Genomic DNA, 7,908 nt, shown 5'->3' on the forward strand with positions numbered 1-7,908 from the left:
GGCGACATGGCCGGCGAGGAAGCTCGCCAGCCCGCCGAGGAAGGCCTTTTCGCCGTCGCGCGACAGGAAGGCGTCGCCGATGGCGCTCAAGCCCAGCGCGGCGACGAGCAGCAGCGGACCGCCCTGCATCACGGCAAGCACGGCCAGCAAAGCGACTGCAAGCGTCTTTGCCGCCGTGCGCGTCCATTTCGCCGGCATGTCGAGCGCAAAGGCGTAGATCACGGCCGCGACGAACGAGAACAGAAGCGTCGCGTTGGCGTTGGCCTCGATGCCGCCGGGAAACGGCATCATGCGTTCACCTCTTTGACCGCCGGCTTGCGCATCAGCAGAGACTTCGCGGCCAGCGCAGCACCCCCGGTGATGAGCACGCAGGCCGCGAGGATGCGCAGCGACGGCTCGGCGACGCCGGCGGCGATCAGCACCAGCGTCGACAACAGCGGCGCGGCATAGCTCGCGGCGCCCAGGACCTGGATGTTGCCGCGTTTGACGCCGGTGTCCCAGGCATAGAAGGCCGCGCCGACCGGCATCAGGCCGAGCCCGATGACCGCCAGCCACTGTCCGGGGCCGTCGGGCAGCACGGTCTTCTCAAGCAGAAAATGGCAGACCAGCGAAAGCACCGACGTCGCCGCGCAGAACCAGGTGACGATCGAGGTCGGCACCGACGGGAAACGCCTCGACAGAAGTGAATAGGACGACCACAAAAGCGCGCAGACGGCGGCCATCGCGTAGCCGAAGGCATAACGCGCGTCGAAGGCCAGCCCGCCGCCCTTGGTGACGATCAGGAAGGTACCGGCAAGGCCGAGCAGCGCGCCGACGACATGGTTCCAGGCCAGCCGCTCGCCCGGCATCAGCGCGGAACCCAGCACGATCAGCAGCGGCCACAGATAGGCGATCAGGCTCGCCTCGACTGCCGGCGCGTTGCGCAGCGCCGTAAAGTAGAAGAAATGGTAGCCGAACAGGCCGGCTATGCCGATCACCCAGACCTGTGGCGGGATCTTCTCACTGCGGTCGGGCGCCGGCATCACCAGCCGGGCCGCCAGCCCGACGCAGGTGCCGATGGCGAAGGTGATGGCCGACAGCAGGAATGGCGGCACCTGCCCCGAGGCGTCGGTGAGCAGCGCCAGCAGCGCCCACATGGCGACCGCCGAAAATCCGATCAATGTTGCGCGCCCCATATCTCCCCCGCCGGCGCGCGGCGGCGCCTCTAGCAATCCAGGAAAAGTGCCTTGCGGTTTTCCGTCCGGAATTAGTTAATTTACCGCTTCGAACCGTCCGGCGCTGATGGTCAGCGGACCGATCTGGGTCCCGACCGTGGCGCGGATCGGGGCATATACGCCGGATTGACCGACCGGTGCAAACGTCACCAGCATGCGGCTCTTGTTCTTGAGGTAGTTCAGCGCCTTGCGTCCCTTGCGATAGCCCGCCACCGGCTCGAATCCCATCTTGCAGGTCACCGTGTCGCCCTTGTAGCCCGGCACCGCGATCGAGCCCTTGGAGGCATAGGTCAGTGTCAGGTCGGCGCGCATCTCGCCATCATAGAACTTGACCGTGCGTCCGCAGACCTTGTCCAGGCTGTCGGCATGGATCACGGTCGCGGCCATCGGATCGAGCACCGATTTCAGGTCTCCGTCGCCGATCGGCACCCAGCTCTTCGGATCGCGCTTGCCTGGAGCGGGAACGACTTGCGTGGAGGAGACCGCCCCGTTGCTGAAGCGGATGTCGACCCTGGAGGACTTCTTACCGGACGTATAATCGGCCCTGAACACCTGCGGCGTCATCCGCTTGTCGGAAATGATGCCTTTCGACGAAATCGTGCCTTTCGTGTCGTCGAACAGCCTGCCGAGCCCGGCGGCGGAGACGGTGCCGTTGATGGCGTAGGTATCGCCCACATAGCGGCTGGAAAAGGTGGCCCTGGCGATCGAAAGGCCGAGGTAGGACACCGTATATTCGCCCTTGAAGGACTGTGGCGAGGGGGCGGCGAAGCTTGTTGCCGGCACGGCAAGGGCAAGAAGGGTGGCGAATGCATGAGATGGACGGAGCATGGCGGCTGGCGAATCCCTGGCGGTTCGGCCAGAACGCAACGGCTCCAGCCTGGCGTGTCCCTTCGCGAACGGCTTATAGTATGAAATCCGGCCTTTATATGGAGCGCGCCCGACGGCAGGCGACGTGCCGGAGCTTGACGCAATGGCGAAATGCCACTATGGAACGCCAACTTTTCCAAAGGCCGCCTGACTGAGACCGCGCGCCGCCTGGCGCGGGCAGAATGGTTTGGCAGGTTTAGAAACTGAAGGTTAGACAAATGTCCCGCACCTGCGAACTCACTGCCAAGGCAGTCCAGACCGGCAACAATGTGAGCCACGCCAACAACAAGACCAAGCGTCGCTTCCTGCCGAACCTGGTCAATGTGACGCTGATTTCCGAAGCGCTGAACCAGAACGTTCGGCTGCGCATTTCGGCCAACGCGCTGCGTTCGGTCGAGCATCGCGGTGGCCTCGACGCCTTCCTGGTCAAGGCGGACGTCAAGGAATTGTCGCAGCGCGCTCGTCTGCTGAAGAAGCAGATCGCCAAGAAGCTTGCCGAGCAGTCCGCCGCTTAAGTAGCTTTCGGGCACGACGACCGCCTCGGGCACCGGCCAGACCGGTGCTCGGATATGAGCGAGCGTCGCCTTGACGCTCGGCTGGTTCCATTACCCAGGATAAAAAAATGAATTTCCTGACGCGATACCTGCCCTTCGTGGCCGCCATGGCGCTTGTCGTCGTGGCGTCGAATATCCTCGTGCAGTTCCCGATGCAGGGCCAGGTCGGCGGCCTGTCGCTGGCAGACCTGCTGACCTGGGGCGCCTTCACCTATCCCTTCTCCTTCCTGGTCACCGACCTAGCCAACCGCCGCTACGGCCCGGCCGTGGCGCGCAAGGTGGTGTTCGTGGGTTTCATGACTGCGGTGACCTGCTCGATCCTGGTCCCGCCCTTCCTGTTCCGTCATGGCCTGATCGAGTTCGAGACCGCCGCCGATCGGTTGGTGCGCATCGCGGCCGCTTCCGGCGCCGCCTTCCTCACCGCGCAATTGCTCGACGTCACCGTCTTCAACCGGCTGCGCCGGCAGAGCTGGTGGCGCGCGCCGATCGTCGGCACGCTGGTCGGCTCGGTGTTCGACACGCTCGTCTTCTTCGGCGTCGCCTTTTCCGCCGCCTTCGCCTTTGCCGGCCCCAATGACAGTTTCGCGCTGGAGGCCGCGCCGCTAATAGGCATGCTGCCGGTCGAGACGATGCGCTGGGTCTCCTGGGCGCTTGGCGACCTTTCGGTCAAGCTCATCATCGCCGTCGTGGCGCTGATCCCCTACCGGCTGCTCGCCGCGCGCTGGAGCCAGCCGGCGGTCGCCGTCGGAGCATGATCCCAAAAAGTGGGACTCGGTTTTTGGAAAAGATCATGCTCAAGCCAAAAGACAGGCCGTGATCCCCTGGGTTCAGCTTGATTCCGCCCGCACGCCCGATGGCGGCCAGGAACTGCGCCTGAAGCAGCGCGGCACTGAATTCTCGATCATGCTCGGCACCAACGAGCTGATGAACAGCCGCCTCAGCGGCTCCGAGGAGGCGCTCGCCAGGCTTTCCTGCGAGCGGATCGCCGGCCGCAAGCGGCCGGAGATCCTCATCGGCGGGCTCGGCATGGGCTTCACCTTGCGCGCCGCTCTCGCCGCGCTCGATGGCGATGCCGCCGTCACTGTCGCCGAGCTTGTCCCCGCGGTCGTTGGCTGGGCGCGTGGGCCGATGTCGACGATCTTCGGCGGCTGCCTCGAGGATCCTCGAGTCAGCATTCGCGAGGCTGATGTCGGTCAGCTGATAAGGGTGCGGAAAGCCGCTTGGGACGCCATCCTGCTCGACGTCGACAATGGTCCCGAGGGCATCGTCTACAAGGGCAATGACTCGCTCTATGACGCGGCCGGGCTGGCTGCCGCTAGCGCCGCCTTGAAGCCAGGCGGCGTGCTGGCGGTCTGGTCGCAGGGACCGGACGGCGGCTTCACCTGGCGGCTGAAGCAGGCAGGCTTCGCGGTCGAAGAGGTCAACACGCGCGCCCACGGCAAGCGCGGCGCCCGCCATGTTATCTGGGTTGCGACCAACCGGCCCTGACGCTTTCCGTCACAGCTGCGGCGGATTTACGCTTTGTTACGGCCGATCGTGCAGGATCGCGAAAATTCTCCAAGGCTTCGCAACCACCATGACCGTGCAAGGCACCGGTTGGAAAAATCATCTCCTGCTTGCGGCATGCGCCACGCTGGTGGTGTTGACCGTCAACGCGGTTTCCGGCTTCCCAACCCTTGCGAATAATGGCGCGGACAATGACAGCATGCTGCGGCTGGTCGAGGTCCGCGACCTGCTCGCCGGGCAGGGCTGGTTCGATCTCCATCAATACAGGATGGGCACGGCAGGCGGTTTCGTCATGCACTGGTCCCGGCTGGTGGACGCGCCGCTCGCATTGCTTGTCATGGTCTTCGACGCGCTGGGCGCCGGCGCCGCCACCGCCGAACGGGCAGCGCGGATCATCTGGCCGACCACGCTCTACGGACTGACCATATTCGTGCTCATGCGCGCCTCGCGGCGCTTCGCCGGCGCCGACGTCGCGATGCCATCGCTCATCCTGTCGACGGCCGCGCTTTTCTTCCTGATGGTCTACAGCCCCGGCGTGATCGATCACCACAATGTCCAGCTGCTGCTGACGGCGGCCAGCCTTTGGCTTCTGATGGAAGCGCCCTTCTGGCGGCCTGCCGCCCTGCTGTCGGGCATTTGCGCCGGCCTGACGCTCGCTGTCGGCATGGAAACCGCTCCCTATGTGGCGACGCTCGGCATCTGCGCTGCGGTCCTGTTCATCCTCGACGATAAGGAGCACGCCACCGCGCGAGGCTTCGGCCTTGGATTTGCCGGTGTCGCCTTGCTGGTCTTCGTGGCGACCATCCGGCCTTCCAACTGGACCGTTGCCCAATGCGACGCCTTCTCGTTTTTCCAGTTCGCCGTAGCGGCGCTTTCCGGATTTGGCCTCGCGATCGCCTCGACATTGACCGCATCGACGGTTCGGGCACGGTTCGTTTCGATGCTGGCGCTGGCCGCGGTGGTCGCGGTGACTGTGATAGCGGCCTTCCCGCAGTGCCTGGCGTCGCCCTATGCGGGCATGGACGAGCGCATCCGCACCTTTTGGCTGGCCGACGTGGTCGAAGCGCAGCCCTTCTGGAGCGTCGCCATCCACCAGCCCAAGCTGATGGCGGCGCGCTATGTGACGCCCTTCATCGCGATCCTTCTGATCGGCTTTCAGCTGCGAAGCCGTCGCCTGCGCCGCGAGGAGATGCTTGCCGCCATCCTGCTTGTCGTCGCCTTCGGCGTCAGCCTCTGGCAGGTGCGCGGCTCGACCTTTTCCGTCGCTTTCGCGGTGCTGCCGCTCTCGGCCTGGATCGCGCAAATCCGCCTCAGGGCCAGCGCCGCGCCCTCTTGGCGGATCTCCACCGCCATCGTCATGGCGTGGCTGGTCTCGCTCAATGCGACCTGGGCCGGGGTAGCGGTGGCGGCGCAATCCGTGGTCCAGAAGGCGCCGCAGGAGATCAATTCAGATCCCGATCATGCCGTGACCTGCGGCAAGCCGGACGACTTCCGCGATCTGGCCGCCTTGCCGGCGACGACGGTGCTTGCTTCGTCCAATCTCGGCTCGGGGATATTGATGTTCACCGGCCACCGGGTGCTGGCCGGCCCTTACCACCGCAATGTCGCTGGCAATCTCGCCATGCTCGACGCTTTCATGGGAACGCCGGAGGCAGCCCGCGCCGTCATCCATCGCGAGCAAGTGGGATTGATCGCGATCTGCCGCGGCAACACGGAAGAGATATCGTTGGGCTTGGACGCGCCCAAGGGCCTTGCCGCGGCATTGCTGCAGGGCGACCTGCCGGCATGGCTTGAACTGGACCAGTCGACCGCGGGCAAGCCGATCGAGATCTACAAGGTCCGTTGAATATCGGCTTGCGGCCAAATCAGCATCGCCGGGTGCCTTGCAACGCCCTTGCTTTGCGCCGATGCAACATCACCTCGTGATTGGAAACCGCGATTGAAGTCAGTCCGTGGATCATTGCAATCCAGCCTGTGCTTTGGTTAGCATTCCGCACGGTCGGCGATATATCTATTCAAGAAATTTGGGTTCGGGGTTCTTTGGATTGGGGAAGGGTTATCCATGTCGGTCATAGACGGCGCGGCGGCGCCAGCATCAGCCAGACAAACGCTGCAGCATGTTGTCTCCCACATGGTGGAGGCGGTGAACCGCGCCACCTTCGTGGAAAAGCCGTTCTGGCATCTTGAGATGACGGATATCTTTCCGGCGGACCTCTACCAGCGCATGCGCGCAGCCATGCCGGAGGCGCGCGAATATCGCGCGCTCAAGGGCCGCCACAATGTGAACATCAAGGCCGACGGCACCGCGACGCGGATCAAGATCGACCTCTATCCCGAATATATCCGCCATCTGCCAGCTGAGAAACGGGCCGTCTGGGCCCTGGTCGGCAAGGCATTGCACGCGCCGGAACTGAAGGAAGCCTTTATGCGCCGCCTTGCCCCGGGCCTGGAGCGCCGGTTCGGCTCGGATTTCATGAAGGTCGGCATGTATCCGGTGCCGATGCTGACGCGCGACGTGGCGGGCTACAAGATTGGCTTCCACACCGACACGAAATGGAAGGGGATCACGGTCCAGTTCTATTTGCCGGAGGACGACTCGATCAACCATATCGGCACCCGCTTCGCCGAGCGCATGCCGGACGGGCGTTTCGAGAATTCGCGCCGGATGTCGTTTTCGCCGAACACGGGCTACGCCTTTGCGGTCGGTGCCGACACCTGGCACGCGGTCGATACTGTCGGGCCGGAAGTCCGCACCCGCGACAGCATCCTTCACACCTATTTCGTCGACAACACAGCGACACTCAAGATCCGCAACCGGAGCAAGCGCGCCGCCAATTTCGTGATGAACGAAGTCCGCCACGTCGGCCGGTAATCTCCCGGCGCTCGTGTCTTGTTCAGTCCTGATGCAGGATGAATTCCAAATAGAGGTTGCGCTGCAGGATCGAATGGTTGTCGTCGGATACCAGCGACACCATCAGCGCGCCATCGTCGCGGGTCCAGACGTCGAGCCCTTCCATATTGTCGATCTGGTAGCCCAGATCGGCCTCCATCAGCACCGGCCCGTCGGCGACCGCGCCCTTCTCGACGCTCTCACCATAGATGCGCCGCAGCCGCATCTTCACCCCGCGCGCGATCGAGAAACTGCGTTCCAGAAGCAGCAGGTCGCCGTCCGGCCGGAAGGCTCCGTCGGTGATGTCGAAATCGCCATTGCGCTTGATGGTGAAGACGCCTTTGTGCGGCCCTTCGATAATGGCGGCGTAGACGTTGCCCGCCTTGTCGAGGCTCCTCTCCGAAACCACGACCAGCCCGCCCGCATGCTGACCGTAAGGGTTGGCATGGGCGACGGTCTCGAAGCCGCGGTTCTGGCGCAACTCGTGGGCGGGAACCAGATAGTCGAGCTGCCGGATCGGCGCTTTCACATTGTCGGGGTCGATCTTGAACTGGGCGACGCGCTGGTCGCGCTCAAAGCCGACGGTTGCGATGCCGTCCTTCACCGCGAGCCCTTCCGCGTCGACCTTCCATTTCCGGTCGATCGGCCGCCCCGAAGCGTCGACCATCTGCTGCATGCGGAAATTCTTGACACCCGAGGGTCGCTTGCCGGCGTCATGCGCGATCGTGCCGAAGAACCAGAAGCCGGTGTCGGCGACCCCGATGAAGTCGCTGCCCGGCTTCAAGAAACGAAGCGCCGACAGCGCGCCGAAATCGCGCGCCGGCGAGGTCATCTCCAGCCCGCCGACGAATTCGAACGGCCCGAACCGCGTCTCGTC

At 64.3% G+C, this 7,908-nt stretch carries 9 protein-coding genes; 5 read left to right on the forward strand and 4 right to left on the reverse strand.

Annotation, left to right across the window (positions count from 1 at the left end):
* The 3 genes from EOA28_RS17325 to EOA28_RS17335 all read right to left on the reverse strand — a co-directional run.
* The coding region (locus tag EOA28_RS17325; RefSeq protein WP_245501542.1) for a lysoplasmalogenase family protein at positions 1-291 on the reverse strand (291 nt) is incomplete at its 3' end.
* A complete protein-coding gene (locus tag EOA28_RS17330) occupies positions 288-1,175 on the reverse strand; it encodes an EamA family transporter (protein WP_127251825.1) in 888 nt (295 codons plus the stop codon). The genes EOA28_RS17330 and EOA28_RS17325, both read right to left, overlap by 4 nt.
* Positions 1,176-1,250: 75 nt before the next feature.
* Entirely contained in the window at positions 1,251-2,042 is a 792-nt protein-coding gene (locus EOA28_RS17335; RefSeq protein ID WP_127251826.1) for a DUF3108 domain-containing protein, read from the reverse strand.
* Positions 2,043-2,299: 257 nt separating this feature from the next.
* Between EOA28_RS17335 and rpmB the strand changes: the two genes are divergently transcribed.
* The 5 genes from rpmB (at position 2,300) to EOA28_RS17360 (ending at position 7,013) form a co-directional block, all read left to right on the forward strand.
* The gene (gene rpmB, locus EOA28_RS17340; protein ID WP_040989302.1) at positions 2,300-2,596 is read left to right on the forward strand and encodes a 50S ribosomal protein L28; all 297 of its coding nucleotides are present in this window, start codon (positions 2,300-2,302) and stop codon (positions 2,594-2,596) included.
* A gap of 107 nt (positions 2,597-2,703) precedes the next feature.
* Complete coding sequence (locus EOA28_RS17345) at positions 2,704-3,390, forward strand: queuosine precursor transporter (RefSeq protein ID WP_128315085.1); 687 nt, start codon at positions 2,704-2,706, stop codon at positions 3,388-3,390.
* Between the two features lie 58 nt (positions 3,391-3,448).
* Positions 3,449-4,123: a hypothetical protein gene (locus EOA28_RS17350; RefSeq protein WP_126081000.1), complete on the forward strand. Its 675-nt coding sequence runs from the start codon at positions 3,449-3,451 to the stop codon at positions 4,121-4,123.
* Positions 4,124-4,211: 88 nt separating this feature from the next.
* Complete coding sequence (locus EOA28_RS17355) at positions 4,212-5,987, forward strand: GtrA family protein (protein ID WP_127251828.1); 1,776 nt, start codon at positions 4,212-4,214, stop codon at positions 5,985-5,987.
* A gap of 216 nt (positions 5,988-6,203) precedes the next feature.
* A complete protein-coding gene (locus EOA28_RS17360; RefSeq protein ID WP_127251829.1) occupies positions 6,204-7,013 on the forward strand; it encodes a hypothetical protein in 810 nt (269 codons plus the stop codon).
* A gap of 22 nt (positions 7,014-7,035) precedes the next feature.
* Here the strand turns inward: EOA28_RS17360 and EOA28_RS17365 are convergent.
* On the reverse strand, positions 7,036-7,908 hold an 873-nt coding region (locus EOA28_RS17365; protein ID WP_128315086.1), incomplete at its 5' end, for an esterase-like activity of phytase family protein.

It is taken from the genome of Mesorhizobium sp. M2A.F.Ca.ET.067.02.1.1 (assembly GCF_004023285.1).
Classification (GTDB): Bacteria; Pseudomonadota; Alphaproteobacteria; order Rhizobiales; family Rhizobiaceae; genus Mesorhizobium.